Origin of the sequence: Amycolatopsis sp. NBC_00438 (assembly GCF_036026695.1) — a bacterium.
Classification (GTDB): domain Bacteria; phylum Actinomycetota; class Actinomycetes; order Mycobacteriales; family Pseudonocardiaceae; genus Amycolatopsis.
The window spans coordinates 6,351,863-6,378,677 of record NZ_CP107923.1; the positions used below are offsets into that span (position 1 = coordinate 6,351,863).

The window sequence follows — 26,815 nt, forward strand, 5'->3', positions numbered from 1 at the left end:
TCGTCCCGGTAGTCGACCGGTTACCCCGTCTGAACCGCCGTTCGTCCGATCGGACCAACTACGGCCTACTCCTGGTGGGTCCCAGGGGTTAACCTCCGGCACCATGCCAGCGCGCATCGCCGTCATCACCGACTCCAGTTCGTGCCTTCCCGACCTCGTCGCCGCCCGCTGGGCCATCGGCGTCGTGCAGATCCAGCTCAACACGGGAAGCCACTTCGACGACGAAAACCGCTTCGACCGCGGCAAGGTCATCGACACCATGAGAGCCGGTCAGCTGATCACCACGGCGCCCCCGGACCCGGGGGCGTTCTTCTGGACCTACCAGGAGGCCGCGGCCTCCGGCGCCACCGCGATCGTCAGCGTCCACCTCTCCGGCCGGATGTCCGACACCGTCCGCGCGGCCCGGGAGGCCGCCCAGCAGGTCCGCATCCCGGTGCACGTCCTCGACAGCCGCACCACGGGGATGAGCCTCGGCTTCGCCGCCATCGCCGCGGCCCGGGCGGCCGCCGCCGGCGGGGACGCCGCCCGCGTCATCGAAGCCGCCGAACGCCGGTGCTTCACGAGTACCGAGTTCATCTACGTCGACACGCTGGAGTACCTCCGCCGCGGCGGGCGGATCGGCGCCGCGCAGGCGACCATCGGCACGGCGTTCTCGATCAAGCCGCTGCTCACGGTCAAGGACGGCGAGGTCGCGCCGCTCGCCCGCGTTCCCGGCACGCGGCGGGCGCTGGCCAAGATGGTCGAGCTCGCCGTCCGGAAGTCCGGCGGGTTCCGCGTCGACATCGCCGTGACGCGGTTCGGCGCCAGCGATCACGAGCTCGAGATCGGCCGGCAGATCGAGCGCCGCGTGTCCGGGATGGCCGAGAGCATGGTGGTCGAGGCGAGCACGGTCATCGGCGCGCACCTCGGCCCGGGCGCGCTCGGCATCACCGTGTCGCCGGTGGACTGACCCGGCGTCCGGGGATCAGCAGCAGCGCGATCGGCACCACCGCGCCCAGACCGGTCGTCGCGATGATGAGAACCTGATCAATTTGATCAAAATGCGACACGTGGCCGAGGTGGTAGAAGAAGTGCGGCAGGCCGAACAGCAGCGCCGCGACGCCGGCCAGCCGCGCCACGGCTGTGGTGCCGATCACGGCGGCGCCGATCAGGAGGGCCGCGAGGGCCAGATTGAGGCCGCCGAAGTCGCGCAAGAGGTGCTCGTTGAAGGGCCCGTCCATCGAGACCCAGCCGGCGCGGAAACCGGGAAAGTCCTGGTAGAAGCCAGTCGGGGTGACCAGTGGCCAGATTCCGATCACGGCTTCGACGACGCCGGAGAACACGAGGAGTACGCGGGTGATGGTCCGTTGCATGACCGCGGAACGAGACGGCCGTGCCGGACGTGACACCGCTAGGGTCGCGGAGGTGACCACCCCAGCCACCCGGGCCGAGGCGCTGCACCTGACCGGCGAACGGACCGTCCCCGGCATCGACGTCGAGAATTATTGGTTCAGGCGCCACGAAGCCGCGTACGTCGCACTGCTCCCCCACTGCGCCGGCGCGACGGTGCTCGAAGCCGGTTGCGGCGAGGGCTACGGCGCCGGTCTTCTCGCGACCACGGCCCGCCGGGTGCTCGCACTGGACTACGACGTGCCGACCACCGAGCACGTCGCCCGCCGCTACCCCGAGGTCGCCGTCGCGCGAGCCAATCTGGCATACCTGCCACTGCGGGACGCCTCGGTGGACGTCGTGGCCAATTTCCAGGTCATCGAGCACCTCTGGGACCAGGCGGGGTTCCTCGCCGAGTGCCGGCGGGTGTTGTCGCCAGGAGGAAAGCTGCTGGTCACGACCCCGAACCGGCTCACCTTCACCCCGGACAGCGACACTCCGCTGAATCCGTACCACACCCGGGAGCTGGCGCCGGCCGAGCTGGCCGGGCTCCTCACCGACGCCGGTTTCGAGGTCGAGACGCTGCACGGCCTGCACCACGGCGAGGCCGTCCGCGCGCTCGACGTCCGGTACGGCGGCTCGATCATCGACGCGCAATTGGACGTCGTCATGGGTGAGCTGCCCGGGCAGGCCGTCTGGCCGGCGGAGCTGCTCTCCGACGTCGCCGCGATCGAGGCCACGGGGTTCGACATCCACGGCGACGACCTCGACGCCGGCCTGGACCTGATCGCCGTGGCGGTGCGCCGATGACCGACGACTACGAGGGCACGTTCTGCCTCGTCCTGCACAGCCACCTGCCGTGGCTGCCGCACCACGGGACCTGGCCGGTCGGCGAGGAATGGCTCTACCAGGCGTGGGCGCATTCGTACCTGCCGATGGTCGACCTGCTCGAACGGTTCGCTGCCGAAGGCCGCCGTGACGTGCTGACGCTCGGCATGACGCCGGTGCTCGCCGCGCAGCTCGACGACCCGTACAGCATCCGCGCCTGCCACGACTGGCTCGGCCACTGGCAGCTGCGCGCCCAGCATGCGTCGACGCTGTGGCGCGGCGACCCGATCCTGCGCGAGCTGGCCGCGGCCGAGCACCAGAGCGCGGTCCGCGCGGCCGAAGAACTCGGAACGCGCTGGCGGCACGGCTTCTCCCCGATCCTGCGGTCCCTGGTCGACAACTCGACCATCGAGGTGCTCGGCGGGCCGCTGGCCCACCCGTTCCAGCCGCTGCTGGACCCGCGGGTGCGGGAGTTCGCGCTGAACGCGGGACTCGCCGACACGGCGTTGCGGATCGGCTCGCGGCCCGAGGGGATCTGGGCGCCGGAGTGCGGCTACGCGCCTGGCCTGGAAAACGACTACGCGGCCGCGGGCGTTCGCCGGTTCATGGTCGACGGGCCGTCGTTGCGCGGCGAGACCTGGGCCGCGCGGCCGGTCGGCGACAGCGATGTCCTCGCCTTCGGGCGCGACCTCGAGGTCACCTACCGCGTCTGGTCGCCGAAGGCCGGCTACCCCGGCCACGCCGCGTACCGCGACTTCCACACGTGGGCGCACGAGGTCGGCCTCAAGGCGTCGCGCGTCACCGGCAAGACCGTCGAGCCGGCCGACAAGGCGCCGTACGATCCGTCGCTCGCCGCGGACGTGCTGGGTCTGCACGTCAAGGATTTCGTCGACACGGTCGTGACGCGGCTGCGGTCGCTGAAGGCGCAACACGGGCGCGAGTCGCTCGTAGTCGCCGCGTACGACACGGAGTTGTTCGGGCACTGGTGGCACGAAGGACCGGCCTGGCTGGAGGGTGTGCTGCGCGCGCTACCCGAGGCCGGGGTGCGGGTGACAACGCTCAAGGGCGCACTCGAAGCCGGGCACGTCGGGCCGTCGATCGACCTGCCCTCGTCGTCGTGGGGGTCGGGCAAGGACTGGCGCGTCTGGGACGGCGAGCAGGTCCAGGACATGGTCGAGGCCAACACGGCGTTGCAGAAGCGGCTGCTGGACCTCGTCGCCGATTTGCCGACCACGGCTCGGGACGCCGTCGCCGACCAGGCCGTCGCCGAGGCGATGCTGGCGCTGGAAAGCGACTGGGCGTTCATGGTCACCAAGGACTCCGCCGCCGACTACGCGCGGCGCCGGGCCGCGGTGCACACCGAACGCTTCGACGCGCTGGCCGGGGCGTTGCGCCGCGGCGACCGCGCGCGAGGCGAAGAGCTGGCCGCGGCCTACCGCGCCGACGACGGACCGTTCGGGCACCTCGACGCCCGGGCGCTCAAGCACTAGAGAGAGGACCCATCGGATGGGGATCCACGAAATTCCGGTTAAGACGCTCGACGGGCAGGACAGCTCGCTGGCCTCGCTGGCCGGCAAAGCGCTGCTGGTGGTCAACGTCGCGTCGAAGTGCGGCCTGACCCCGCAGTATTCCGGCTTGGAGCGGCTGCAGGAGCGTTTCGGCGCCCAGGGCTTCTCCGTGGTCGGTTTTCCGTGCAACCAGTTCGCCGGGCAGGAGCCGGGCAGCGCGGACGAGATCCAGACGTTCTGCTCGACGACCTACGGCGTCACCTTCCCGCTGTTCGAGAAGATCGACGTCAACGGCGACGACCGGCACCCGTTGTACTCGGAGCTGACGAAGACGGAGGACGCCGAGGGCGCGTCCGGCGACGTCCAGTGGAACTTCGAGAAGTTCCTCGTCGGCGCCGACGGCGAGGTCCTGGCGCGGTTCCGGCCGCGCACCGAGCCCGAGGACGAGGCGGTCGTCAAGGCCATCGAGGCGGCCCTGCCCGCGTGACGGCGGCCCGGGACGTGCTCCCCCGGCGTCCCCGGAATTCACCGGATCGACGGGTTTCAGCGGCCGTTCGGGTATCACGGAAACGCGCCTGAAAACGGTTGCCGTGATCCGGACGGTCGAACCCCGGGTGATCAGCCTGCCGCTTTCCCCTCTCCGCACCGAATACTTTTCACGACGCCCATTCCGGCGTCGTCGTGTGCGAGGAAGGGATCACCGATGAGCACCTCCAGACGCCGGGCCGCGCTGGCCGCGTTCCCCGTGGCACTCGGGCTGCTGCTGGCCGGACCGGCGGTGGGCACCGCGTCAGCCGCGTCGGCCGCACCGGTCGCGTCGCAGTCCGACGCGGCCGGCCAGGCGCGCCACTGCCTGCTGTGCGTCGGCCACCACCATCACCACGGGCACATCAACATCCTGGGCATCCACCTGGGACTCTGGTTGCATCTGTAGATCCCGGCTCCGCCGTGCCGGGGCGGTGGCCGCCCGCCCCGGCACGTTTCACAACCCGAGCTGGGCGCGTCCGACATCATTGAGATCGTCGACCGAGGCGCGGCCGGTCCAGTTCACTTCGTAGTCTTCCGGCGCGAAATCGCCCGGGCTCTTGCCGGCCAGGAATGCGCGGCCGCACCTTTCGGCGTACGCGGCGTTCTTCGCGCAATGCGGGCTCGCCGGGATGTACATGACGTTTCCCCAGCGATCCGGATTGGTGCCATCGGCGACGGCGTGGATGACGTCGCCGTGCCACCAGACTGTGTCGCCCGGTTCGACGGCGGGGATCGAGGTCAGCGCGGGCAGCAGGTCGTCGTGGTATTTGTCGCTGACGGGCAAGGCCTGGCCGTTGGCCGCGCCGCAGAGGTCGTCGTCGGGGATGTCGTCCTGAAGGGCGCGAAGCAGGACGTACGCGATAGCCGACGGGATCGGCACCACCTGCAGGACGCCGTCGCCCGGTCGCATTTCCGACAACGCCGTCCAGCCCTGGAAGGTCCGGAAAGCCGAGCACATGACTGTGGACGGGAACTCGTCGACTTCGGTGCGGTGGGCGCCGTCCCACGGGTCGTACTTCTGCCAGTTTCCGGTGAAGACGTGGCGGAACACCTGCTGGTAGGCGGGCAGAAGCCAGCGTTCGACCGAACCGGAGTCGGTGTGGGCCGACAACCCGAGCGACGCCGAGCCGGGCGCGCGGCGGCGGATGCGGTCGGGGTAGGCCGTGTCGCGATCGGGGTCGAACCAGATGCGGCCTTCGGATTCGTGCCGCCAGAAGGAGTTGAGGAATCGCCGGACGGCGACCATGTGCTCGTGCTGGCGAGCTTGGATCTGCGGCTTCGACCAGTAGACCGGGTAGATCTGCGGCTGACCGGAAGCGAGCCCGGCGAAGACGTCGTCGGCCGGGCCTTGGTAGGTGCCCGCGAAGTCGTTGCCGGCGAGGTACGCGGCGAGCTCGGCGTCCCAGCCTTCGGCCGTTTCGCGCGCGAAGGTGCCCTTGACGACGGCGCAGCCGCGTCGCCGGACAGCGTCCACGGTTCGCTGCGGCACGGTCCCGTCGGCGATGTCGCGGAACCGGACAACGGGGAAGGCTTCCTGGTCGGCGGCCACGGTGTCGACCTCTCGCCGCATCCACTCCCGGACTTCGGCGAACGCGCCGGCGACGTCGCCGACCCGCGCGCGCAGTTCGCTCTTGGTCCGCGTGATGGCCTCGGACATGTTCACAGGCAGTTCTGTGGTGGTCATCGGTGTCCTTCGCGATCTTTTGGTTAGGACTCCTTACTAGAATGTCCTCGCTACGGTAACCCCGTCCCTTCCCGGCCACAAGAGGTGCGATGTCCGACCCCGACCGGCCGCTCCCGCGCCTGGCGATGCTGCGGGCCATGACCGACCGCGCGGTGCTCGACCACGTCTTCGTCCACCAGCGGACCACGCGCGCCGAACTGGCAGCGACCACCGGGATCTCGAAGCCGACCATCTCCGAGTCCGTCCGCCGGCTGGAGAAGGCGGGTGCGCTGCGGGCCACCGGCACCGACCAGACCGGCCGCCGCGGGCGGATCGCGACGTTCTACGAACTGGCCGCGGACGCCGGACGCGTCGTCGCCGCGGAGGTCAACCAGCAGGGCATCCGCACGGTGACGGCCGACCTGACCGGTGCGGTCCTGGCGACCGGCCGCCACTCGCCGGATGGTCGCCCGATGACCACGGCGGTCCGCGCGGCCGTTGCCGCCGCGAGCGACGGCGGGCCGGGGCCGATCCGCGCGACGGCGGTCTCGGTGGCCAACCCGGTCGACCCCGTAACGCACGAGGTTGTCGCGCTGTCCGGGTCGCCGTTCCCGGAGGGGACAATCCGGGCCGGCGAGCTCGGCCGGGACGTCCTGCTCGACAACGACGTCAATTTCTCGGCGCTCGCCGAACGCCGGGAAGGCGCGGCGCGGGACGCGAAGAGCTTCGCCTACGTCTATGTCGGGGCCGGGCTCGGCGTCAGCCTGTACGTCGGCGACCAACTGGTGCGCGGCGCGCACGGCCTGGCGGGCGAAATCGGCTACCTGGACAGCTCCGGCGCGACGCTCGCCGAGGCACTGGCCGGCCAAGGTTTCGGCAGGCCGGAGGCGCCGTCGCTGGACGTCGACAGAATTCTGACCACACTCGACCAGGCGGCCGAGGGCGATGCCGTGGCCGTCGAGGCGCTACGGCTGCTCGGCGCGACGCTCGGCCGGGCCGTGGCCGCGATCTGCACCATCGTCGACCCGGACGTCGTCCTGCTGGGCGGCCCGGCCGGCAGCCGCCCGGGACTCGTGGCCGAAATCCGGCGGACGGTCACCGCGGCCGCGCCGGGCCCGGTCCGGGTGGAGGCGGGCGCGGTGACGGACTCGGCGGCCCTGCGCGGGGCGCTGTTGTCCGCCCTCGACCACGGCCGCGACGCCCTGCTCGCGGTCGTCGCCGAGACCTAGCCACGATCGCGGCCTCCGGTTGCCGAAAAGCGGACGACCGCCGACGACATCCGGACAGTGCCGAAAGTCGGACGTCGGCCGGGGACGGCACGGCGGGCAGGCGGCACGACGGCACGACGGGCCAAAGACGAACGACAGCTCGGCGGCGGCACGGTGTGCGGCCGTTGCCGGAAATCAGCCGGAACCCGCGTCGATCACCGCGCGGACGCGCTTCGCCACGATCGCCGGGTCGACTTTCAGCACCTGGCGGTCGTACGTCAGCAGGCCGTTGACCTCGTTTTCGACGTCGGTCATCTGGGTGTAGATCGCGCCGGACAGGCCGCGCTCCGCGACTACTCGCTCCAAGCGGACGCTCACCTCCGCGTAGCACTCGGTGAGCCCCTCCGACGTCAGTGTCATCTCGTACGCGTTCGGCGGGCCGGGCCAGCGGTGGTCGTCGAGGACCAGGCCGAGGCCGCCGTACTCGCCGTCGACGATCGCGCGAGCGTCGTGGACCGTCGGCTCACCCGGGCCGACGTACGTGTGGTCGTCGTAGACGTCACCCGCGCCGGTGTCAGGACGTGAGAAGCAGCAGTTGACGCCGCTGTTCGCGATCACCAGCCGGGACGGGTCGAGGGTCTTGACCAGTTCCGCGACACGGGCCGTGTCGTACTCGCCCCAGCCCTCGTTGAACGGCACCCAGCCGACGATCGACGGGACCGCGCGCAGCTGTGTGATCATTTTGATCAGTTCGGCTTCGAACCGCTCGCGTGCCTGGGGGACCGGGTCCGGCGCGATGCCGGGCGGGCCGTCGAATGACACCGTCAGCGACGGCATGTCCTGCCAGACGACCAGCCCCAGCTTGTCGGCCCAGAAGTACCAGCGGGCCGGCTCGACCTTCACGTGTTTGCGGACGAAGTTGAAGCCCAGGTCTTTCGTCTTTTCGAGGTCGAAGCGCAACGCGTCGTCGGTCGGGGCGGTCGAGATGCCGTCGGGCCAGTAGCCCTGGTCAAGCGGGCCGTGGAGGAAGGTGATCCGGCCGTTGAGGGCGATCCGCGGCCGGCCTTCGGCGTCGGGGACCAGGCCGATCGTCCGGAGGCCCGTATAGGCGCCGACCTCGTCCAGGACCGCGCCGTGGTGGTCGAGCAGCCGGACTTCCATGGTGTAGAGGTGCGGGTCGTCGGGGGTCCAGAGGTGTGGTTCGGGAACGTCCACGCGCACCGACGTCCCCGCCGCGCCCGAGCCGCGCGCCACCTCGCCGCCTGTGGACGAAAGGACGACCACGACCTCGTCGCCGCCCGTGACCTGCGGGAACACCGTCACGCCGGTGAGGTCCGGGGTCAACTCCAGCCGTTCGACGCGGGCCGCGGGCACCGGCTCGAGCCAGACCGTCTGCCAGATGCCCGACGACGCCGTGTAGCAAATTCCGCCAGGCGCGTTGCGCTGCTTGCCGACCGGGAAGGGCTCGATGTCGGTGCGGTCCTCGGCGCGGACGGTCAGCTCCTGTGGACCCGCCGACCGCAGGACGTCGGTGATGTCCGCGCTGAACGCCGTGTAACCGCCCTCGTGGGTCGCGACCAGCTGGTTGTTGACCCAGACCTGGGCCTTTTGATCGACCGCGCCGAAGTGCAGCAGGACACGGTCGCCGCGCCAGTCGTCCGGGATCTCGACGAGGCGGCGGTACCAGAGGACCTCGTCGCGCCGGCCGATTCCGGACAACGCCGACTCCGGCGGGAACGGGACCAGGATCCGCTCGGCGTAGCCCGACGGCCGGGGCTCCGTCGCCGCCGCCGGCCAGCCCGCGTACTCCCAGACGCCGTTGAGGTTCAGCCAGCGAGGCCGGGTCAGCTGGGGTCGCGGGTACTCGGGCAGCGCGTTGTCCGGGCCGACATCACCGGACCACGGGGTCGGCAGGACGGGGTCGAGCCGCCGCCAGCCGGTGTCTTCGGGAGCAGTCATCCCGGCCGATGATGACAGAGCCGTGCCCGCGAGCCAGTGATCGACGTCACATCGAGGTGGGCTCACGAGGCCGCGTTCCCCGGGCTCCGTCGAGGCCTTGCGACTCGCGAGTAACCTCTGCCCATGCGTGTGCTGATGCTGTCCTGGGAGTACCCGCCCGTGGCCATCGGTGGCCTGGCCAGGCACGTGCACGCGCTCGCCTGTCACCTGGCCGAGCAGGGTCACGAGGTCGTCGTCCTGTGCCGGCACGCCGCCGGGACCGACGCCGGGACGCACCCGCGCACCGACCGCGTCGTCGAGGGCGTGCGGATCATCCGGGTGGCCGAAGACCCGATGCATGTGACCTTCGAGCGCGACCTCGTCGCCTGGACCCTCGCGATGGGGCACGCCATGGTCCGCGCCGCGCAGGACCTGCTGCGGAGCTGGCAACCGGACGTCGTCCACGCGCACGACTGGCTGGTCGCGCACCCGGCCATCGCGATCGCCGAGGCCGCGCGGGTGCCGCTGGTCGGCACGGTCCACGCCACCGAGGCCGGCCGGCACTCCGGCTGGCTGTCGCACCCGCTGAACCAGCAAGTTCACTCGGTCGAGTGGTGGCTGGCCAACCGCGCGGACGCCGTGATCACCTGCTCGCAGGCCATGCGCCGCGAGGTCGCGCACCTCTTCGAGATCGAGGCCGGCGACGTCACGGTGATCCACAACGGTATCGAAGAACGCGGCTGGCAGGTGCCGGCCGACGAAATCGCCCACGCGCGCAAGGCCTACAGCCCGGCCGGCGCGCCGCTGTTGCTCTATTTCGGCCGGCTCGAATGGGAGAAAGGCGTCCAGGACCTGCTGGCCGCACTCCCCCGCATCCGACGTCGGCACCCTGGCACGCGGGTGGTCGTCGCCGGGAAAGGACGACACTTCGACGAACTGGTCGAGCAGTCGCGGAAGCTACGGGTGCGGCGCGCGGTCGACTTCGTCGGGCACCTGTCCGACCGGGACCTGCGTGCGGCGCTGGCCGCGGCCGACGCCGTCGTCCTGCCCAGCCGGTACGAGCCGTTCGGGATCGTCGCGTTGGAGGCCGCGGCCGCGAAGGCGCCGCTCGTGGCGTCGACCGCCGGAGGGCTCGGCGAGGTCGTCGTCCACGGTGAGACCGGGCTGGCGTTCAGTCCCGGCGACGTCGGCGCGCTGGCCGACGCGGTGACAGCAGTGCTGAACGACGCGGACGCCGCGGCGCGGCGGGCCCAGGCCGCGCAGGCACGGCTGGCCGCCGACTTCGACTGGGGCCGGATCGCCGAGGCGACCGTCGAGGTCTACCGGCGCACGAAGCCGGGCGAGCCGGTGGAGCTGCCGCGGCCGAAGATCGCCACCGGCAACGCGTTCGAACCGGTCGCGGCCGGGATCCCGGAACTGTAGGTACCGGCCGGCTCAGAAGTGGCGGACCTGGACGCGGTCCGGGCGCGCCGCGGGCGAGGCCGTAGCCGCGGCGGCGACGGACGCGAAGGCGATAAGGGCCACAAGAGCGACGAGGACGGCGCTCAACCTGCTGGTCATCGGGACTCCTCGGGGAGCAGTGGCGCGATGGGCACCACGCTGCGAGCATCCGCGCCACCTCCCGGCGAAACAATAGGGAGAACACCACGGGCGGCTACGCAATCGCCTTCCGTGACCGGTTCGCCGTCAGCGGACGCCGGTCAGGATCCGGACCCGGACGCGTTCACGCAGAGGGCCGTGGGGCTCGATCGCGCGCCGGACGCGCTCGGTGAACTCCGGCCTCGCCGCCGGGGCCGGGAGCTGCTCCGGGCTCATCGCCGAAAACACGCCACCGACGATCTCCTCGACGGTGAGCGTGGCCGAGTAGTCGACAACTCGCAGGTCGACGGTATATCCCGCGGCCGAGAGCGCCTCGCGGTAGCGCTCCTGGCTCGACGCGTCCGTGCCGCACGTCCGGTGCAGCGGGACGCCGAGATGGTCGGCCATGAGCTGTCGTAGCGCGGCCGACCACGCGGTGTCCTGGAGCCACAGGGGCTCGCCGTTGGTCACCACGGCGACACCGCCGCCCGCGCGCAGGAGCGGGCGCACCGCCGCGAACAGCCGCTCGTGGTCCATCCAGTGCAACGCCTGCGCCACCGTCACCGCGCCCAGCCGGCCGGGACCGAGGGCCGTCGTCAGGGCACCGAGGTCGGTGTCCGCGCCGAGCACCCAGCCGATGTTCGGCTCGGCCGTCGCCCGGCGGGCTTCGGCCAGCATGTCCGGTTCCGAGTCCATGCCCAGCACGGCGCCGACGCGCGGCGCCAGGACCCGTGTGAGCTGGCCGGTGCCGCAGCCGAGGTCGAGAACGACGTCGTCGCGCATGAGACCAAAGACGCCGACCAGGGCATCTGCGACTTCGGGTGGGTAGCCGCGGCGGAACCGCTGGTAGTAGTCGCTCACTTCGCCGCCGAACGCCGGTGCCGTCATGACCCCCGAGGATGCCGACGGAACCGTCCGAGCGGGCGGGTTCCGCTCACGGCGGACCGTGGGCGAAAGACGGCTAGAAGACCGGCAGCAGGACGCCGTACTCGGACTCGGGGCGCGGGCCGAAGATGCGGCGGTCGGCCTCCGCGATCGGGACGTCGTTGATGCTCGCCTCGCGGCGGAGCATCAGGCCTTCGTCGCTGAACTCCCACAGCTCGTTGCCGTAGCTGCGGAACCACCGGCCGTCGGCGGTGCGGGACTCGTACTGGAAGCGGACGCCGATGCGGTTACCGCGAAACCCCCACAGCTCCTTGCGCAGGGCGTAGTCCAGTTCACGCTCCCACTTCGCGGTCAGGAACTCGACGATCCGCGCGCGGCCGACGACGTGCTGGTCGCGATTGCGCCACACCGAATCCTCGGTGTAGGCCAGCGAGACGCGCTCCGGGTCGCGGGTGTTCCACGCGTCCTCGGCCGCCTGGACCTTCTGGCGGGCGGTGTCCTCGTCGAACGGCGGGAACGGCGGGCGCGGGGCCATGGACGTCTCCTTCCGGGACCGGAACCGAGAGAACGTTCGTTCTCCCGGCCTCCCGCTAGAATAGAGAACGCCCATTCTCCGCACCAGAGGCAGGTGACATGGATCCCACGGAGGCGACCGACCGGCTGCTGGAAGCCGCCGAAGAACTCTTCTACGCCCACGGCGTGCAGGCCGTCGGAATGGACGCCATCCGCGCGCGCTCCGGCGTCTCGCTCAAACGGCTCTACCAGCGCTTCCCGGCCAAGAACGACCTGGTCGAGGCCTACCTCCTGCGCCGAGATGAACGCTGGCGGCGGTCGTTGCGCGAATTCGTCCACGTCCGCGGCGACGACCCGCTCGCCGTCTTCGACTGGCTGCACGACTGGTTCCGCGAGCCCGGCTTCCGTGGCTGCGCGTTCGTCAACTCGTTCGGCGAGTTCGGCGAACCGGCGCCCGGGATCGCCGCCGCGATCCGCAAGCACAAGGACGAACTGCGGGCCTACCTGCGTGGTCTCGTTCCTGACCACGGCGTCGCCGACCAGCTGTTTTCGCTGGTGGAGGGCGCGACCGTGCTCGCCGCGATCACCGGTGACCCGGGCGAGGCGAGCACGGCCCGTGCGGCCGCGAAGGTCCTCCTCGCCGCTCAGGGGTAGAGCGTCAACCCCGGGTCGAGTGCCACCTCCGTCAGCTGGGCGAGGCTCAGCGGCGGCGCCGGCATCTCGGGCTCGCCGTCCAGTTTCGCGCTTCCGGCGACGTTCTGTGCCTCCACGATGACCCCGGTCCCGTCGGGCTTGGTGACTGTCGAGCGGTCGACCGTGGGACCGCCGGGGCTCGTCATCGTCGATTCGACGACGATCTCGCCGTGCGGCCCGGTCGTCTTGGAGCACGACCCCGTCATGTCGTTCGGCGGGTTGGAGCACTCGGTCGGGGGGCCGTTGACGCCACCGAGCCGGGTCACCATGGCCCAGACGTTGCCCCTCCGCGGCCCGTCGGCCGTCGTCGCCGCGGCCATGAAGTAGTCCTCACCGCCGCTGCACACGCCGCCGTCTTTCAGCACCGGCGCGGAGAACACGTGGTAGAAGGTCAGCGGCCCGTGCTGGGTCCCCTTCGGGTATTCGCCCTCGGCGTGCGCGGTCAGCTGCGTCCCCGCGGCGACTCGCTGCTGGACGGCCGCCTTCAACACCGGCGTGAGCCGGGTGGCGACCCCTGCCGGGTTCTGGCTCAGCGGCGGCCCGGTCGGCCGCGGGTCGAACCCGCACGATGCGGGGGTCGGCGGCGCCGACGGCGTGCCACTCGCGCCGGGAACCACCGCCGTCCCACCGGCGCCGCCGGGCACGAACACCAGCGCCGCGCCGACGGCCACCGCCGCGACGCCCGCACCGGCCGCGGTCCACGGGTTCGCCACTCTGCGCACCCGCGCACGGCGACGTTCCCGGTCCAGCACCGCGTCGACGTCCACAGTGGATGGCGGGACAGCGCCGATCGCCTCGTCGAACAGTTCCTTGCTCATGTGCCCTCCCTCAGTTCCGGCCCGCGGCGATCAGCACGCGCAGGGTGTCGAGCCCGCGCGCGGTCTGGCTCTTGACCGTCCCGGCGGAGCAGTCGAGGATCTCGGCCGTCTCCTCGATGGAGAGGTCGCAGTAGTAGCGCAGGACCACGGCCGCCCGGCGCCGCGGCGGCAGCGCGTCGAGCAGTTCGAGCAGGCCGAGACGGGCCACGACGTCGTCGCTCGGCAGCACCGCGGGATCGGGCACGGTCTCGGTCGGCTCTTCGCGCCGCCACGCCCGGCCCTTCTCGTCCAGCCACGTCCGCACGAGGATCCGGCGCACGTACGCGTCGAGAAATTCCATCTGCCGGGCCCGCGGCCAGTGGCGGTACAGCTTCCCGATCGTGATCGACACCAGGTCGTCCGCGAGGTGCCAGTCCCGGCAGAGCAGGTACGCGGTGCGCCGCAGGCCCTCCATCCGGGCCGTGACGTAGTCGCGGTACCCCGTTTCGTCCGAACGTCTCACTCGTCCTCCTCGTCGCCTTCCACTCTGTCCAACCGGGCCGGACGCCGGTGGGGTTGCCCCGGATCGCCGCGAATTCCGTGAGCGGGCAATTTCCGCTCACGCCGGCCCCGTTCCAGGAGGCGGAAAGTCCATCGACAGCGAAGATCGATCCGATGAGAAACCGATCATCGCGTGCTCGGCGCTCCCGCCGCGACCAGGTGCTGGTCAGCGGCCCGGACGTGCGGGGGCTGCCCGCGCGGCGCGAACACGGTGCGGCAAACCGTGCTCCGGGCGTACGCGGTGAAGTGACGTCGTGAGCAGTAGCTGAGCTGTTCGTCCCAATCCGGACCACGGCCGCGCGGGGTGAGGTCGAACAGGCTCCACACCGGCTCGATCGTCCCGGCGTGGCGCGGGTCCTGGCCCGGTTCGGCCGGCTCGTACAGCAGCTCGGAGCCCCAGAAGTGGCGGATCCAGTCGTCGCCGCGGTGGAAGACGTTGAGCATCGGCAGTGCGCTGCCGTCCTCGACTTCGGCGTGATAGTCCCGGCTAGAGGTGGTGCCCGCGCGCGAGAACAACCGCAGTCGGCGCCAGCCTCGTTCGGCGGCGAACGTCAGCAGGTGCTCGATGGGTGCTCGTGCGACAACGGCGAAATCGGCGTGGGGCGAAAAATGCTCCATCGCGCCGTCGAGCTGGTCGAGCAACGCCGTGCAGGACGGGCACGGACCTTGCACGAGGGTCAGGCGCGCGCTGTGTAGTGGTAGACGACCAGAGTGTCGTCGCCTGGCGAGAACAGGTCCGACAGGCGCACTTCGCCGTTGTCGCCTTGGAGGAAATAGTCCTCGGGCACCGGACCGCCGGGCGGCAGCTCACGGCGTTGCAGGCTGTCACGCGCGACGCGGTACTCCGGCGACTCGCCCGGGAAGCGCAGGCTCATGCCCGGGAAGGTACGCCGAAACAAGCGAAACCGGTCCGACGGCGGGGAGCCACCGCCGTCGGACCGGTTCCGGACCACACCATCCCAACATGGGTGTGGTGCCGACGGTCCCTCGTCAGGTAGGGACCGTCGGAGCCCTGCTACCGGGCGTCCGTGAGGTACCGCGCGTAGGCACCGGTGGTGAGGAAGCTCGGCAGTTTCTCGCCGAGCGCGGTCTCGGTGAAGATCTTGTACGCGTCGCCCAGGCGATTGCCGTCGCCGAGTTCCGCGCGCACCGACGCCAGCTCGTCGTCCAGGAACTCCACCGCCAGTTCGCGGGTGAGCGCGGTGCCGTCCTCGAGCTTCGTGCCGTTGCGGATCCACTGCCAGATCTGGCAGCGCGCGATCTCCGCGGTGGCCGCGTCTTCCATCAGGTTGTGGATCGCCGCCGCGCCGGTGCCGTGCAGCCACGCGTCGACGTAGCGCAGCGCGACGTTGATGTTCGCGCGGACACCCGCTTCGGTGACCTCGCCGCCGGCGCTCGCGACGTCCAGCAGGTCTTCCGCGGTGACGTCGACGTCCTCGCGCAGCTTGCCGAGCTGGTTCGGCCAGCCGCCGAGCACGCCGTCGAAGACCTCGCGGCAGACCGGGACCAGACCGGGGTGCGCGACCCACGAACCGTCGAAACCGTCACCGGCCTCGCGTTCCTTGTCGGCGCGGACCTTGTCGAGCGCGGTCGCGGTGACCTCCGGGTCCTTGCTCGGGATGAACGCGGCCATGCCGCCGATGGCGTGCGCGCCGCGCTTGTGGCACGTCCGCACCAGCAGCTCGGTGTAGGCCCGCATGAACGGCACGGTCATGGTGACCTGCGCGCGGTCCGGCAGCACGAAGTCGGCGCCGTGCTCGGCGAAGTTCTTGATCATGCTGAAGATGTAGTCCCAGCGCCCGGCGTTCAGGCCCGCCGCGTGCTCGCGCAGTTCGTAGAGGATCTCGTCCATCTCGAACGCGGCGGTGATCGTCTCGATCAGCACGGTGGCGCGGATCGTGCCGCGCGGGACGCCGAGTTCGCGCTGCGCCAGAAGGAAGACGTCGTTCCACAGCCGCGCTTCGTGGTGGTTCTCGAGCTTCGGCAGGTAGAAGTACGGGCCGACGCCGCGGGCCACCAGCTGGCGGGCGTTGTGGAAGAAGAACAGGCCGAAGTCGACCAGGCTCGCCGACACCGGACGGCCGTCGATGCGGATGTGCTTCTCCACCAGGTGCCAGCCGCGGGGCCGCGCGACGATCGTCGCGGGGTCGTCGCCGATCGTGTACTGCTTGCCGGCCTCGGTGGTGAAGTCGATGTTGCGGCGGATCGCGTCGAACAGGTTGAGCTGGCCGTCGATCACGTTGTGCCACGTCGGCGACGTCGCGTCTTCGAAGTCCGCCAGCCACACCTTCGCGCCCGAGTTCAGCGCGTTGACCGTCATCTTGCGGTCGGTCGGGCCGGTGATCTCGACGCGGCGGTCTTCCAGGCCCGGCGCGGTCGGCGCGACGTTCCACGACTCGTCGTCGCGGATCCGGCGGGTCTCGGGCAGGAAGCCGAGCGGGCGCTCCCCCGACTGCAGCTCCTCGCGGCGCACACGGCGGGCGTCGAGCAGCTCGCGCCGGCGGCCGGCGAACGTGTTGTCGAGCTTGGCCAGGAAGTCGAGTGCCGCCGGGGTGAGGATTTCGGCGAACCGGCCCTCGACCGGCCCGGTGACCTCGATGCGGTAGTTCAGTCGATCAACCATGGGGTGCCTCCGCGAGCAGAGCTGTGCAGGGAAGGGAAGTGGGGGCCGCGGGCGGCGGCGCAGGGGGTCGCCGCCGGCCCGCGAAGTGCGTCAGAACTGGGCTTCCTCCGTGGAACCCTTCAGCGCCGTGGTGGAGCTGGTCGGGTTCAGGGCGGTCGCGACCTGGTCGAAGAAGCCGGTGCCGACCTCGCGCTGGTGCTTCGTGGCGGTGTAACCACGGGCCTCCGACGCGAACTCGCGCTCCTGCAGGTCGACGTAGGCGGTCATGCCCTCGCGGGCGTAACCGTGCGCCAGGTCGAACATCGAGTAGTTCAGCGCGTGGAAGCCGGCCAGCGTGATGAACTGGAACTTGTAGCCCATGTGCCCGAGCTCGCGCTGGAACTTCGCGATCGTGGCGTCGTCCAGGTGCTTCTTCCAGTTGAACGACGGCGAGCAGTTGTAGGCCAGCATCTGGTCCGGGAACTTCGCCTTGATCGCCTCGGCGTACTTGCGCGCCACCTCGAGGTCCGGCTTCGAGGTCTCCATCCAAAGCAGGTCGGCGTACTGGGCGTAGGCCAAGCCGCGCTCGATGCACGGGTCGATGCCGTTGGTGACCTCGTAGAAGCCTTCGGCGGTGCGGCCGCCGGTGAGGAACTTCTGGTCACGCTCGTCGACGTCGCTGGTCAGCAGCGTCGCGGCCTGCGCGTCGGTGCGGGCGACCACGAGGGTCGGCACGTCGAGGACGTCGGCGGCGAGGCGGGCGGCGTTCAGCGTGCGCTCGTGCTGCTTGGTCGGGATCAGCACCTTGCCACCGAGGTGGCCGCACTTCTTCTCGGACGCGAGCTGGTCTTCCCAGTGCACGCCCGCGGCGCCGGCCGCGATCATGCCCTTCATCAGCTCGAACGCGTTGAGCGGGCCACCGAAGCCCGCTTCCGCGTCGGCGACGATCGGGGCGTACCAGTCGATGTCGGTGTTGCCTTCCGCCCAGTTGATCTGGTCGGCGCGGCCCAGCGCGTTGTTGATCCGGCGGACCACGGCCGGCACGGAGTTGGCCGGGTAGAGGCTCTGGTCGGGGTAGGTCTGGCCGGCCAGGTTGGCGTCGGCCGCGACCTGCCAGCCGGACAGGTAGATCGCCTGCAGGCCGGCGCGGACCTGCTGGACGGCCTGGTTGCCGGTGAGCGCGCCCAGCGCGTGGATGTAGTCCTCGGTGTGCAGGAGGTCCCACAGCTTCTCCGCGCCGCGGCGGGCCAGGGTGTGCTCTTCGACGACGCTGCCGCGCAGCTTGACGACGTCCTCGGCCGAGTAGGAGCGCTGCACGCCCGCCCAGCGGGGGTCGTTCGCCCACTTCGCGGTCAGCTCCGCGGCCGCCTGCTTGGCCTGTTCGGTCATCGGACTCTCCCGGTGTTGCGAAGTTTGCGATTGCTCGCCTTGCTTGGCCTGACCCTTGCACGGCAGGGGAAATCCGATCCAGTCGTCCAATTTGCCAATTTGTGCGAAGGGTACGTACGCTCTTTGCAAAGGTTGCGAATCGCTGGTTCGCAACGGCCACGAAAATCCGCGTTCTTGACCGTTCACGTAACCGTTCAGGGCAGGAAACCTTCCGGAAAGGCGGGCACGGATGGAGAAGACTTTCGCCGGAGCGCGGCTGCGGCACCTCCGCGAAAGCCGGGCGATGAGCCAGGCCGACCTCGCCCGTGTGCTGGAGATCTCACCGAGCTACCTCAACCAGATCGAGCACAACTCGCGCCCGCTGACCGTGCCCGTCCTGATGCGGATCACGCAGGCATTCGGCGTGGACACCGAGTTCTTCGCCAACAACGACACGTCCCGGCTGGTGGCCGACGTCAAGGAAGCGCTGCTCGACGAAGCCCTCGGCGTCGACGTGACGACGAGCGAGCTCAACGAGCTGGCGACGAACCTGCCGGCGATCGCCCAGGCCCTGGTCAAGCTGCACCGCAGCTACCGCAACGCCGTCGAGAACACTGCCGCGCTGACCACCGAAAACGGCCTGGGCCTGCACGGAAGCGCGGCGTCGGCGTTGCCGCACGAGGAGGTGCGCGACTTCTTCTACGAGCGCGAGAACTACGTCGCCGAGCTGGACGAACGCGCCGAGAAGATGGCGGCCGACATCCCGTTGCAGCGCGGCCAGGTGCTCAGCGCGCTGAAGGACTGTCTTTCCCAGCGCTACGGCGTCGAAGTGACCAGCGACGGCATCGACGAAGCCGCCGGACAGCAGCACCGATACGAGCCGCTGAGCCGGACGCTGCGGCTCGCGCCGAGCCTGCGCGTCGGGCAGCAGGCGTTCCGGATGGCTTCGCAGATCGCCCTGCTCGAGTACGACGACCTGATCACCGAACTGGCCGACTCGTGGGCGTTTTCCGGCCCCGCCGCGCGCTCGCTGGCCCGCGTCGGCCTGGCGAACTACTTCGCGGGAGCGCTGATCCTCCCCTACGGACCGTTCCTGGCCGCGGCCGAGCGCTTCCGCTACGACATCGAGCGGCTGTGCGACCACTACGGCGTCGGCTTCGAGACCGTCTGCCACCGGCTGTCCACCTTGCAGCGGCCCAAGCACCGCGCGGTGCCGTTCTCCTTCGTGCGTGTGGACCGGGCCGGGAACATGTCGAAGCGGCAGTCCGCGGCGGGGTTCCACTTCTCCCGCGTCGGCGGCGCCTGTCCACTGTGGAACATCTACGAGGCGTTCACCCAGCCGGGCAAGATCCTGACGCAGATCGCGACGCTGCCCGACGGCAAGAGCTACTTCTGGATCGCGCGGACGATTTCGCGCAACATCGGCGGCTACGGCAGCCCGGGAAAGACGTTCACGGTGGGTCTGGGCTGCGAACTGCGGCACGCCGGGCGGCTGATCTATTCGACGGGCCTGGACCTGGACGAACCGGCGGCCGCCACGCCGATCGGGATGGGCTGCAAAGTCTGCGAACGCCCGGCCTGCTCGCAGCGCGCGTTCCCGACGATCGGCAAGCAGCTCACGGTCGACGAGAACACCAGTACGTTCGTCCCGTATCCGGCCGTGCCCAAGGGGTAGGGGCACCCGGTCGGGTTCCGCGCGCGAGTCGTAGATTCAACCAGGTGCACGACATCGACACGGTGACCGCGGCGACCATCGAGAAGGCCGCCGAGCGGCTGGCCGGGGTGGTGACCCGCACGCCGCTGGAGCCGAGCGCGCGGCTGTCGTCCCGGGTGGACGCCCAGGTCTGGGTGAAGCGCGAGGACCTGCAGACCGTCCGGTCGTACAAGATCCGCGGCGCCTACAACTTCATCGTCCAGCTCGACGACCCGACGCGCGCTCTCGGCGTCGTCTGCGCGAGCGCGGGCAACCACGCGCAGGGCGTCGCGTACGCGTGCCGCCGCCTCGGCGCGAACGGGCGCGTGTACGTCCCGGGGACCACGCCACGGCAGAAGCGCGAGCGCATCGCGACGCTCGGCGGCGCGCACATCGAGGTCATCGTCGTCGGCGAAACGTACGAAGACGCCTTCGCGGCCGCCACCGAGGACGCCCTGCGCACCGGCGCGACGCTGGTGCCGGCGTTCGACGACGTCCGGACCGTCGCCGGTCAGGGGACGGTGGCGCTGGAGGTGATCGAGCAGCTCGGCTTCGTCCCCGACGTCGTGGTCGTCCCGGTCGGCGGCGGCGGCCTGCTCGCGGGCGTCGGCAGCTTCCTGCGGGAGCGGCACCCCGACGTCCGGATCGTCGGCGTCGAACCGGCGGGCGCGGCCTGCATGGCGGCGGCGCTTTCCGCGGGGCACCCGGTGCGGCTGCCCGAGCTCGACACGTTCGTCGACGGCGCCGCGGTGCGCATCGCCGGCAGCGTCACCTACCCGCTGATCCGCGAGAGCGGCGCCGAGCTGACGTCGGTCGCCGAAGGCGCGATCTGCACCGAAATGCTGGCGATGTACCAGTCGGACGGCATCATCGCCGAGCCCGCGGGCGCGCTCGCCGCGGCGTCGCTCGGCACGGTCGTCGAGGTCGAGCCCGGCCAGACGGTCGTGGTCGTGGTCTCCGGCGGCAACAACGACGTCAGCCGCTACAGCGAGATCCTGGAACGCTCGCTGATGCACGAAGGGCTGAAGCACTACTTCCTGGTCGGGTTCCCGCAGGAGCCGGGCGCGCTGCGGCGGTTCCTGGAGCAGGTGCTCGGCCCGGAGGACGACATCACGCGCTTCGAGTACGTCAAGCGCACCAACCGCGAGATGGGGCCGGCGCTGGTCGGCATCGAGATCCCACGCTCGGCCGACCTGCCGGGACTGCTGGAGCGGATGGACGCGAGCCCGCTGCAGGTGGAGCGGATCGAGCCCGGGAGCCCCCTCTTCCACTTCCTTCTCTGAGCGCTGTGGTCCACTAGACGGATGGTTGTGAAGGTCGACGGTGTCCGCAGTATCGAAGCGTTGCGCGAAAAGGTCCACGAGGGTGCGGAGCCCGAGTACCTGCTGTTCTACGGCCACGCGCCCTCCAAGACGGGGCGCGCGACGGCGAGCTGCCTGAGCCAGTGGTGGGTGGACCCGTTCGAGGCCGGCGGCGTGCGTTACCCGTCCGCCGAGCACTACATGATGGCGGGCAAGGCCGAGCTGTTCGGTGACCACGAGAAGGCCGAACTGATCCGGCAGGCACCCGACCCCAAGACGGCGAAGGTGCTCGGCCGCGAGGTCTCCGGGTACGACAACGAGACGTGGGAACGGCACCGCTACGACATCGTCGTCGACGGCAACCTCGCCAAGTTCGGCGCGCACCGCGACCTGCGCCGCTTCCTCCTCGGCACCGGTGACGCCGTGCTCGTCGAGGCGTCGAAGAAGGACCTGGTCTGGGGCAGCGGGCTCGCCCGCGAAGAGAAGAACGCCGAAAAGCCGGACTACTGGCGCGGGCTGAACCTGCTCGGCTTCGCGCTGATGGAGGTCCGCGAGCAGCTGCGCAACCGCTGACCCTCAGGGAGCGGGGATCGGCGCCCCGGCGCACGACGCCGACGTCGTCTTGCCCGTGTCGAAGAACGTGACCGCGGCGTCGGCGCAGGGCAGGGACGACAGCGAGCCGTGGGCGTCGTCCTCGATCGTCATCAGCGCGCCGCCGATCCGGCCCCGCATCGCCAGGGCCCAGCCGATCGGCGTCACCGGCTCGTAGGTGTGGCCGACGAGCTGCAGCGGGCTGGACCCCGGGGTGAACGCCCACGGCCGGGCGGGCAGGGGCCAGCCGACGCAGAGCTGCTCGTAGGAGCCGTAGCCACCGGCCACCGGGAGCCGTTCCTGCCGGTCGAGGCGGTGCTGCCAGACGGTCTCGAAATCGCGGGGACTCGGCGACTCGGTGCAGAGCAGCGCCGTCTGCTGGAAGTGGTTGAACGCGTACGGCTCGCCGTCCCAGCCGAGGCGCTGCGGCTTTCGGCTGGTTGCCGGTGTTCCACCGGCGCGGATGAGGGCCAGCTGCTTCGCCAAGTCCGCCCAGTCGCGGCGGGGGTTGGCGAGCATGCCGTTGACGGTCGCGCCATCGACGTCGCCGCGCGGGTGTGCGGTGAGTTCGGCCCGTAGGTCGAGCAGGGCATTGGCGACGTCGGGCTCTGTGGTCCCGAAGTGGTAGACGGCGTCGTAGCGGGCGATCCACGACGCGAAGTCGTGGAAGGTGTTCTCGCCGGCGGTGGTCTGGCCGTCGTCCATCGCCGTGACGTTCAGGTCCGGCGGCATGACGGAGTCGAGCAGCATCTTGTCGACATGGGCGTCGAACATGGTCCGGTACTGCGCGCCGAGCGCCGTGCCCCACGAGACGCCGTAGTAGCCGATCTTGTCCTCGCCGAGGGCTTCGCGGATGCGGTCCAGATCGCGGGCGATGGTGGGCGTGGTCAGGTTCCGGACGAACGCGGGATGGGCGTCGACGCACGCGCGGTTCGCCGCGGTGGCGCGTTCGGCGGCTTGCCGAGCCTGCTCCTTTTCCGGCAACGACGGGTCGGGCTCGGTGGTGTCGCCCGGGCACGGCAGGTCGGCGCTGTACCCGACCCCGCGCGGATCGAAGCCGACCAGATCGTGGTGGACGCCGATGCCTCCGGCGCGGCTGTCGGCGAGGTCGCCGGGCATGCCGAGGCCGGATTGCCCGGGCCCACCGGGGTTCAGCAGCACGGCCGGCCCGGTCCGGTCCCCGCTGGCCCGGACGCGGCTGACGGCGATGTCGATTTTCGGCCCACCGGGATCGGCGTAGTCGAGCGGCACCGGCACCTGCGCACATTCGGTGCGGTCGTCGCCGGGATCCCACCCCTTCGCGACGGCCGAGCAGAGCTGCCAGGAGAGCCCGTCGGCGGCGGCGATGGCGGGAGCGACAGAAAGCAGCACCGCGGCGACGAGCACCGGGACAGCGAACCGGGAGATCGACATGAGCCCAGCCTCGCGGGCGGCGCGGCTGCCGATGATCGGCCGATCAGCCGATGATCACCGCCGAACGGCCACGGGTTCGCGGTTCTGGCTTGCGGGCTTCTGGTGTGGTCGGACGCCGACCACACGGCGCTCGTCGAACTGCGGCCATGGCCGGCCTCCTCCGGGCAGCCTGGTCAGCCGGCTGCCCGGCTCGAGCGCAGCCTCGTCGGCCGCCACGCCGTCGGTGACGATCTCCAGCGTGATCGGCTGGGACGTGGTCGATTCCCGACCACGCCGAGCGCCGACCAGTTCCCGATCACGGCCGCATGCGCGCTGTCGTCGGTCCACGGCCGCGGCCGGGTTCTCGACCACCGCCGCACGCGCCGTCATCTGTCCACGGCAAGAGTCGGATTCCGACCGCAGCCGTACGCGCCGTTGTCGCCCACGATCACTGTCGGGTTCCGACCGCGGCGAGCTGATGCCGTGGTCAGTCAGCGACCAACGCCTCGGCGGCCGGCTCGCCCTGAAATCCGGCGCGCTTCAGTTCTGGGCGATCCTCAAACACGACGGTCTCAAGACCGTGGTCATCACCCTGACCACGAGGGGATCCCCAGGTCAGGTGAGGCCGACGAACATCGTCTGGTGCAGCCCGCCCACGTGGTCGCGGGTTATCCGGGTCGCCGCCTCTCGGTTTCCCGAGGCCAGGGCCTTCACCAGCTTTGCGTGCTCGCCGTTGGACTCGCGCAGCGTCGCCAAGGGGTACGGCAGGTAGAACCGGTACAACTCGGTCAGCACCGCTTCGTACTGGCGGACCGCTGCGGGCGGGCCCGGCGCAGCGACCGTCCGGTGGAACTCCGCGTCCAGCTCGTGGAACTCCGCCCAGCCCGTCGCCGTGTCCATTCGGGCGACCAGTTCCCGAAGGCGCTCGACGTCCGGGCGGCGTCTGGCCACCAGCTGGACCAAGCCCGTCTCCAGCACCAGGCGGTGGTCGATCAGCTCGCGGACCTCGGCGGCCGACTCGAAGTAGGCGACGACCTCGTTGACTCGCTTCCCCGGGGGGTGCTCGGCGACCAGGGTGCCGCCGCCGCGGCCACGGCGTCGCTCGATCAGGCCGTTTTCGGCCAACGTCTCCAGGGCGCGGCGGACCGTGATCTCGGCGACGCCCAGGGCGCGGGCGATGTCGCCGTTCGGCGGCAGCCGCTCCCCCGGCTTCAGCAGGCCCAGCTCGACGGCGAGGGCGATCCGGGCGCGGACCGTGTCCAACGCCGACAGCCGCCGGATGCCGGTCAGCTCGGGGGCGTCCAGGTCTGCCGTGGCCATGAATCCGACCGTACCGCACAAATTGCTCATCTTGAGCACTCTTGTTTAAGTGTTCAAGATGGACTATTTTCCGTCCATGCCGCGCCCACTCCCGATCGCTCTGGTGCAAGCGCCGCCCCGGCCCGGCTCGGCCGGGTTCGCTCGCGAGGTCGAAGCCCTCCTGAGCCGGTTTCCGGACACGCGCCTGGCCGCCTTCCCCGAGCTGCACCTCTGCGGTGTCGACGGTGAGGGCGACGAGCGCACCGCGCAGCTGCGGGCCGCCGCGGAACCGTTGCACGGGCTGCGGACCAAAGAGCTCGGCGAACTGGCCGGTGACCTGGGGATCTGGCTCGCCCCGGGCACCGTTTGCGAAGAAGGCGACCACGGCGAGCTGTTCAACACGGCTCTGGTCTTTTCGCCGCGAGGCGAGCTGGCGGGCTGGTACCGCAAGATCTTCCCCTGGCGGCCGCACGAGCCGTACGACCCCGGCAAAGAGTTCGTCGTCGCCGATCTGGCCGACGCCGGGCGCGTGGGCTTCTCGATCTGCTACGACGCGTGGTTCCCCGAAGTGACCCGCCACCTCGCGTGGATGGGCGCCGAGGTGGTGCTCAACCCCGTCCAAACCACGACGCCCGACCGCGCCCAGGAGCTGGTCTTGGCCCGGGCGAACGCGATCGTCAACCAGGTGTTCGTCGCGAGTGTGAACACGGCCGGGCCGTTCGGCATGGGCGACAGCCTGCTCGTCGGGCCGGAAGGTGACGTCCTCGGCGCGCTGCCCGGGCCCGGCGAGGGCGTCCTCGCGCACACGATCGACCTCGACGAGGTGGCGCGCGTGCGCCGGGACGGCACCGCGGGCACCAACCGGATGTGGGAGCAGTTCACTCCGGCCGACACGCCGCTACCCCTGCCGCTCTACCAGGGCCGGATCGACCCTGATCGCTGGCGTCCACGAGAAGGAGACGACCGATGACCTCCACGGCCGCGGCCCCGGCCGCCCTGCAGCGCCGGCTCGGCCTGCCCGGCGTCGTCCTGTTCGGGCTCGCCTACATGGCGCCGTTGATCGTGCTCGGCACGTTCGGCATCGTCGCGACGACGACCGAGGGCGCGGTGCCCTCGGCGTACTTGCTCGCCCTGGTCGCGATGCTGTTCACCGCGGCCAGCTACGGGAAGATGGCCGCCACCCACCCCGTCGCCGGCTCGGCCTACACCTATGTCCGGAAAGCGGTCGACGCGCGCGCCGGGTTCCTCGTCGGCTGGGCGGTGCTGCTCGACTACTTCTTCCTGCCGATGGTGATCTGGCTGATCGGCGGCGCCTACCTGTCAGCCGAGTTCCCGGGCGTGCCCAATTGGATCTGGTTGATCAGTTTCATCCTGCTGACGACGATCCTGAACGTCCTCGGCATCCAGATCGCCGAGAAGGCGAACTTCGTGCTGATGGCGTTCCAGATCCTGGTGATCGGCTTTTTCGTCGTTCTTTCGATCAAGCAGGTGCTGCACGTCGGGGACGCGCTGGCCAGCACGCAGCCGTTCTTCCATCCCGGCACCACGCTGGGCACGATCTCCGGCGGCGGCGCCCTCGCGACGTACTCCTTCCTCGGCTTCGACGCCGTGACGACGTTGACCGAGGAGACGACCGAGCCGCGCAAGACGATCCCGCGGGCCATCCTGCTCACCGCGTTGATCGGCGGCGGCATCTTCATCGTGCTGGCCTACTTCACCCAGCTCGCCCACCCGGGCAGCTCGTTCACCGACGAGTCGTCCGCCGCGTTCGAGATCGCGACGACGATCGGCGGCAACCTCTTCGCGTCGTTCTTCCTCGCCGGCCTGGTCGTGGCGCAGTTCGCGTCGGGGATCGCCGCACAGGCGAGCGCGTCGCGGCTGATGTTCGCGATGGGCCGCGACGGCGTGCTGCCGCGGGTCTTCGGCAAGCTCCAGCCGAAGTTCGCGACGCCGGTGTTCGGCATCGTCCTGACCGGGATCGTCGGGCTGGTCGCGCTGGCCCTGGACGTCAGCACGTCGACGTCGTTCATCAACTTCGGCGCCTTCACCGCGTTCACGTTCGTCAACGTCAGCGTGATCGCGACCTGGCTGCGCGACCGGTCCGGGAAACGGGTGCTGACCTGGGTGGTCTTCCCGGTGATCGGCGCCGTGGTCGATCTTTGGCTGCTGGTCAACCTGGACGGCATCGCGCTGATCTTCGGCCTGGTCTGGCTGGCGATCGGCGTCGTCGTCCTGGCGGCGATCACCCGCGGGTTCCGGCGGCCGCCGCCGGAGATGACCTTCGAGGAGTAGTCACGGGCAATCGCTCTCGCCGCCGCTCCGCTCGACGCCCGCGCCGAGCCGGCTCGTCCAGGTGAAGGTCGCGCTCGCCGAGGCCGGATGGCCGGGGGCCGGTCCGATGCCGTACGCGGTCGTCGCGCCTTCGACGAACATCAGCGGGCCGACGATCGGCCACACCACCGAGCCGATGGACAGCAGTGCGAAGGCGACCACGTCGCGGC

General features: G+C 70.5%; 29 protein-coding genes. 13 read left to right on the forward strand and 16 right to left on the reverse strand.

Going from position 1 to position 26,815, the window contains the following annotated elements; all coding sequences use genetic code 11:
• The first annotated feature begins 103 nt into the window (after positions 1-103).
• Positions 104-949 (forward strand): DegV family protein, encoded by an 846-nt coding sequence (locus OG494_RS28335; protein ID WP_328443783.1) that lies wholly within the window; start codon positions 104-106, stop codon positions 947-949.
• Here OG494_RS28335 and OG494_RS28340 read toward each other — a convergent pair.
• The gene (locus OG494_RS28340) at positions 927-1,352 is read right to left on the reverse strand and encodes a hypothetical protein (RefSeq protein ID WP_328443785.1); all 426 of its coding nucleotides are present in this window, start codon (positions 1,350-1,352) and stop codon (positions 927-929) included. The genes OG494_RS28335 and OG494_RS28340 overlap by 23 nt on opposite strands.
• Positions 1,353-1,404: 52 nt before the next feature.
• Between OG494_RS28340 and OG494_RS28345 the strand changes: the two genes are divergently transcribed.
• From OG494_RS28345 to OG494_RS28360, 4 genes are all read left to right on the forward strand, one after another.
• Positions 1,405-2,178 (forward strand): class I SAM-dependent methyltransferase, encoded by a 774-nt coding sequence (locus tag OG494_RS28345; RefSeq protein ID WP_328443787.1) that lies wholly within the window; start codon positions 1,405-1,407, stop codon positions 2,176-2,178.
• Complete coding sequence (locus tag OG494_RS28350; protein ID WP_328443789.1) at positions 2,175-3,686, forward strand: glycoside hydrolase family 57 protein; 1,512 nt, start codon at positions 2,175-2,177, stop codon at positions 3,684-3,686. The genes OG494_RS28345 and OG494_RS28350 overlap by 4 nt, the downstream gene beginning before the upstream one ends.
• Positions 3,687-3,702: 16 nt before the next feature.
• A complete protein-coding gene (locus OG494_RS28355; RefSeq protein ID WP_328443791.1) occupies positions 3,703-4,191 on the forward strand; it encodes a glutathione peroxidase in 489 nt (162 codons plus the stop codon).
• Between the two features lie 216 nt (positions 4,192-4,407).
• On the forward strand, positions 4,408-4,638 hold the full coding sequence (locus tag OG494_RS28360) for a hypothetical protein (RefSeq protein WP_328443793.1): 231 nt from the start codon (positions 4,408-4,410) through the stop codon (positions 4,636-4,638).
• A gap of 48 nt (positions 4,639-4,686) precedes the next feature.
• Here OG494_RS28360 and OG494_RS28365 read toward each other — a convergent pair whose 3' ends face one another.
• Positions 4,687-5,916 carry a YbiU family protein gene (locus OG494_RS28365; RefSeq protein ID WP_328443795.1) on the reverse strand — a complete coding sequence of 410 codons (1,230 nt, stop codon included), beginning with the start codon at positions 5,914-5,916 and terminating at the stop codon, positions 4,687-4,689.
• An 89-nt stretch (positions 5,917-6,005) separates the two neighbouring features.
• Between OG494_RS28365 and OG494_RS28370 the strand changes: the two genes are divergently transcribed.
• The gene (locus OG494_RS28370) at positions 6,006-7,124 is read left to right on the forward strand and encodes an ROK family transcriptional regulator (protein ID WP_328443797.1); all 1,119 of its coding nucleotides are present in this window, start codon (positions 6,006-6,008) and stop codon (positions 7,122-7,124) included.
• A gap of 174 nt (positions 7,125-7,298) precedes the next feature.
• On the opposite strand, the gene OG494_RS28375 is transcribed toward OG494_RS28370, so the two are convergent.
• Positions 7,299-9,062 (reverse strand): glycoside hydrolase family 2 protein, encoded by a 1,764-nt coding sequence (locus OG494_RS28375; protein WP_328443799.1) that lies wholly within the window; start codon positions 9,060-9,062, stop codon positions 7,299-7,301.
• A 123-nt stretch (positions 9,063-9,185) separates the two neighbouring features.
• Here OG494_RS28375 and OG494_RS28380 point away from each other — a divergent pair, with 123 nt between their 5' ends.
• A complete protein-coding gene (locus tag OG494_RS28380; protein WP_328443801.1) occupies positions 9,186-10,463 on the forward strand; it encodes a glycosyltransferase family 4 protein in 1,278 nt (425 codons plus the stop codon).
• Between the two features lie 12 nt (positions 10,464-10,475).
• On the opposite strand, the gene OG494_RS28385 is transcribed toward OG494_RS28380, so the two are convergent.
• The 3 genes from OG494_RS28385 to OG494_RS28395 all read right to left on the reverse strand — a co-directional run bounded on the left by OG494_RS28385 (position 10,476) and on the right by OG494_RS28395 (position 12,039).
• Complete coding sequence (locus OG494_RS28385) at positions 10,476-10,601, reverse strand: hypothetical protein (RefSeq protein ID WP_328443803.1); 126 nt, start codon at positions 10,599-10,601, stop codon at positions 10,476-10,478.
• 126 nt (positions 10,602-10,727) lie between these two features.
• Complete coding sequence (locus OG494_RS28390; RefSeq protein WP_328443805.1) at positions 10,728-11,507, reverse strand: class I SAM-dependent methyltransferase; 780 nt, start codon at positions 11,505-11,507, stop codon at positions 10,728-10,730.
• Positions 11,508-11,580: 73 nt separating this feature from the next.
• Positions 11,581-12,039, reverse strand: coding sequence for a nuclear transport factor 2 family protein (locus OG494_RS28395; RefSeq protein ID WP_328443807.1), 459 nt, complete (start codon positions 12,037-12,039; stop codon positions 11,581-11,583).
• 98 nt (positions 12,040-12,137) lie between these two features.
• Between OG494_RS28395 and OG494_RS28400 the strand changes: the two genes are divergently transcribed.
• Positions 12,138-12,671, forward strand: a complete 534-nt coding sequence (locus OG494_RS28400; protein ID WP_328443809.1) for a TetR/AcrR family transcriptional regulator — start codon at positions 12,138-12,140, stop codon at positions 12,669-12,671.
• Here the strand turns inward: OG494_RS28400 and OG494_RS28405 are convergent.
• From OG494_RS28405 to aceA, 6 genes are all read right to left on the reverse strand, one after another.
• Positions 12,662-13,528 (reverse strand): hypothetical protein, encoded by an 867-nt coding sequence (locus tag OG494_RS28405; protein WP_328443812.1) that lies wholly within the window; start codon positions 13,526-13,528, stop codon positions 12,662-12,664. The two genes, OG494_RS28400 and OG494_RS28405, sit on opposite strands and share 10 nt — an antisense overlap.
• A 10-nt stretch (positions 13,529-13,538) precedes the next feature.
• The gene (locus tag OG494_RS28410; RefSeq protein WP_328443814.1) at positions 13,539-14,030 is read right to left on the reverse strand and encodes a SigE family RNA polymerase sigma factor; all 492 of its coding nucleotides are present in this window, start codon (positions 14,028-14,030) and stop codon (positions 13,539-13,541) included.
• Between the two features lie 164 nt (positions 14,031-14,194).
• Entirely contained in the window at positions 14,195-14,740 is a 546-nt protein-coding gene (locus OG494_RS28415; protein WP_328443816.1) for a DUF899 family protein, read from the reverse strand.
• 5 nt (positions 14,741-14,745) lie between these two features.
• Positions 14,746-14,943: a DUF899 family protein gene (locus OG494_RS28420; protein ID WP_328443818.1), complete on the reverse strand. Its 198-nt coding sequence runs from the start codon at positions 14,941-14,943 to the stop codon at positions 14,746-14,748.
• A gap of 140 nt (positions 14,944-15,083) precedes the next feature.
• Positions 15,084-16,691, reverse strand: a complete 1,608-nt coding sequence (gene aceB / locus OG494_RS28425) for a malate synthase A (RefSeq protein WP_328443820.1) — start codon at positions 16,689-16,691, stop codon at positions 15,084-15,086.
• Between the two features lie 90 nt (positions 16,692-16,781).
• Positions 16,782-18,059 (reverse strand): isocitrate lyase, encoded by a 1,278-nt coding sequence (gene aceA / locus OG494_RS28430; RefSeq protein ID WP_328443822.1) that lies wholly within the window; start codon positions 18,057-18,059, stop codon positions 16,782-16,784.
• Between the two features lie 229 nt (positions 18,060-18,288).
• On the opposite strand from aceA, the gene OG494_RS28435 reads away from it, so the two are divergent.
• From OG494_RS28435 to OG494_RS28445, 3 genes are read left to right on the forward strand one after another with little or no spacing between them, the layout of a single operon-like run.
• On the forward strand, positions 18,289-19,713 hold the full coding sequence (locus tag OG494_RS28435; RefSeq protein WP_328443824.1) for a short-chain fatty acyl-CoA regulator family protein: 1,425 nt from the start codon (positions 18,289-18,291) through the stop codon (positions 19,711-19,713).
• A 44-nt stretch (positions 19,714-19,757) separates the two neighbouring features.
• Complete coding sequence (ilvA, locus tag OG494_RS28440; protein ID WP_328443826.1) at positions 19,758-21,014, forward strand: threonine ammonia-lyase IlvA; 1,257 nt, start codon at positions 19,758-19,760, stop codon at positions 21,012-21,014.
• Positions 21,015-21,035: 21 nt separating this feature from the next.
• The gene (locus OG494_RS28445) at positions 21,036-21,605 is read left to right on the forward strand and encodes an NADAR family protein (protein WP_328443828.1); all 570 of its coding nucleotides are present in this window, start codon (positions 21,036-21,038) and stop codon (positions 21,603-21,605) included.
• Positions 21,606-21,608: 3 nt separating this feature from the next.
• Here OG494_RS28445 and OG494_RS28450 read toward each other — a convergent pair whose 3' ends face one another.
• The 3 genes from OG494_RS28450 to OG494_RS28460 all read right to left on the reverse strand — a co-directional run bounded on the left by OG494_RS28450 (position 21,609) and on the right by OG494_RS28460 (position 24,335).
• Entirely contained in the window at positions 21,609-23,036 is a 1,428-nt protein-coding gene (locus tag OG494_RS28450) for an alpha/beta fold hydrolase (protein WP_328443830.1), read from the reverse strand.
• A 54-nt stretch (positions 23,037-23,090) separates the two neighbouring features.
• Positions 23,091-23,405: a hypothetical protein gene (locus OG494_RS28455; RefSeq protein WP_328443832.1), complete on the reverse strand. Its 315-nt coding sequence runs from the start codon at positions 23,403-23,405 to the stop codon at positions 23,091-23,093.
• 225 nt (positions 23,406-23,630) lie between these two features.
• On the reverse strand, positions 23,631-24,335 hold the full coding sequence (locus OG494_RS28460; protein ID WP_328443834.1) for a FadR/GntR family transcriptional regulator: 705 nt from the start codon (positions 24,333-24,335) through the stop codon (positions 23,631-23,633).
• A 76-nt stretch (positions 24,336-24,411) separates the two neighbouring features.
• Between OG494_RS28460 and OG494_RS28465 the strand changes: the two genes are divergently transcribed.
• Both OG494_RS28465 and OG494_RS28470 read left to right on the forward strand, forming a co-directional pair.
• On the forward strand, positions 24,412-25,284 hold the full coding sequence (locus tag OG494_RS28465) for a carbon-nitrogen hydrolase family protein (RefSeq protein WP_328443836.1): 873 nt from the start codon (positions 24,412-24,414) through the stop codon (positions 25,282-25,284).
• Complete coding sequence (locus OG494_RS28470; RefSeq protein WP_328443838.1) at positions 25,281-26,606, forward strand: APC family permease; 1,326 nt, start codon at positions 25,281-25,283, stop codon at positions 26,604-26,606. The genes OG494_RS28465 and OG494_RS28470 overlap by 4 nt, the downstream gene beginning before the upstream one ends.
• Here the strand turns inward: OG494_RS28470 and OG494_RS28475 are convergent, their stop codons facing one another.
• Positions 26,607-26,807, reverse strand: a complete 201-nt coding sequence (locus OG494_RS28475) for a hypothetical protein (RefSeq protein ID WP_328443840.1) — start codon at positions 26,805-26,807, stop codon at positions 26,607-26,609.
• Between the last annotated feature and the right edge of the window lie 8 nt (positions 26,808-26,815).